The organism is Methylocapsa palsarum, from assembly GCF_900114285.1.
Classification (GTDB): domain Bacteria; phylum Pseudomonadota; class Alphaproteobacteria; order Rhizobiales; family Beijerinckiaceae; genus Methylocapsa; species Methylocapsa palsarum.
On record NZ_FOSN01000071.1, the window covers coordinates 1 to 1,179 of the forward strand.

Sequence of the window (1,179 nt, forward strand, 5' to 3'; positions counted from 1 at the left end):
CGGCCAGAAATCACGAATGTGGGCTTCCTTCACTAACCGACGCGGTCTGAGGTCTCCACGAGCAGGAGTCTCCCGCCGGCGCTCGGCGAGTCTTGATTCAAGAGCGCCGTTGGCGCTTGCAGGGATCTCAGAATTGCGCAGTAATTTGCCAAACGTTTCATACCGATATTTTAATAGTAAGACTCGACGGCGGGAGCTGCTTCGAGAATGAAGGTGGCACATTCGCCCGCCCTCATGCGCATCTCATCGACCAATCTTTTACCAATGCCTTGACGCTGGTAGATGGCTTCCACGGCCAGGTCCGAAAGGTAGCAAGGATCAAATGGCGTACGAGCTCTATTACTGGACCGGCATTCCGGGGCGCGGCGAGTTCGTCCGCCTGGCGCTGGAGCAAGCCGGCGCCGCCTATGTCGATATCTCACGGAATTTCAAAACCATGCGGGAAGGCGCGCCGACGCTGATGGCGTTTATGGCGGGCGAGAACCTTGTGCATCCGCCGTTCGCCGCGCCCGTCCTTAAGGATGGCGACGTCGTCATCGGCCAGACCTCGGCGATCCTGCTTTATCTTGGTGACCGTCATTGCCTTGCGCCGGCCGATCCAGTCGAACGTCTCTGGACGCATCAGATCCAGCTCACCATCGCCGATCTCGTCGGCGAGGCGCATGACGCGCATCATCCTCTTGGCGGCAATTTCTGGTATCACGAGCAGAAAGACGAGGCGCGGCGGCGCACCGAACATTTTCGGGGGCATCGCATTCCGCGTTTCATCGGCTGGCTGGAGACGATATTGGCCCGCAACCCGGCCGGGCCCGAGTTTCTCGTCGGCGGCGCGCTGACCTATGCCGACCTTTCACTGTTCCAGGCGGTGGAGGGGCTCGCCTATGCATTTCCGAAGCAGCTGGCGCGGACGCTGGCCAAGACGCCGCTGGTCGCCGCCCTGCGCCAGAGGATAGCCGAGCAGCCGCGCATAAAAGCCTATATCGAAAGCGACCGCCGGCAGGCGTTCAACACGGACGGTGTGTTCCGGCATTACCCGGAGCTGGATGTGTAGCTTGCTCCGAGCTTTCAGTCGTTATCAGGTCGAGCTTTCAGTCGTTATCAGTTAACGGCTTTCCGGCCCGATGCAAAGGACGAGAACCAACTTCCGCTTGAACGTCGGACCGTGCCGTTCGGCTCGGG

At 60.2% G+C, this 1,179-nt stretch carries 2 protein-coding genes; one reads left to right on the plus strand and one right to left on the minus strand.

Annotated features, from left to right (window positions below; all coding sequences use genetic code 11):
- Positions 1-170: 170 nt before the first annotated feature.
- Positions 171-422, minus strand: coding sequence for a GNAT family N-acetyltransferase (locus BM177_RS21255; protein ID WP_139223767.1), 252 nt, complete (start codon positions 420-422; stop codon positions 171-173).
- Between BM177_RS21255 and BM177_RS19325 the strand changes: the two genes are divergently transcribed.
- Positions 323-1,051, plus strand: a complete 729-nt coding sequence (locus tag BM177_RS19325) for a glutathione S-transferase (protein WP_091686931.1) — start codon at positions 323-325, stop codon at positions 1,049-1,051. The two genes, BM177_RS21255 and BM177_RS19325, sit on opposite strands and share 100 nt — an antisense overlap.
- The last annotated feature ends 128 nt before the right edge of the window (positions 1,052-1,179 follow it).

Coding starts and splice junctions, on each gene's coding strand:
- BM177_RS19325 (WP_091686931.1), top strand. CDS start 323: ATGGCGTACGAGCTCTATTACTGGACCGGCATTCCGGGGCGCGGCGAG.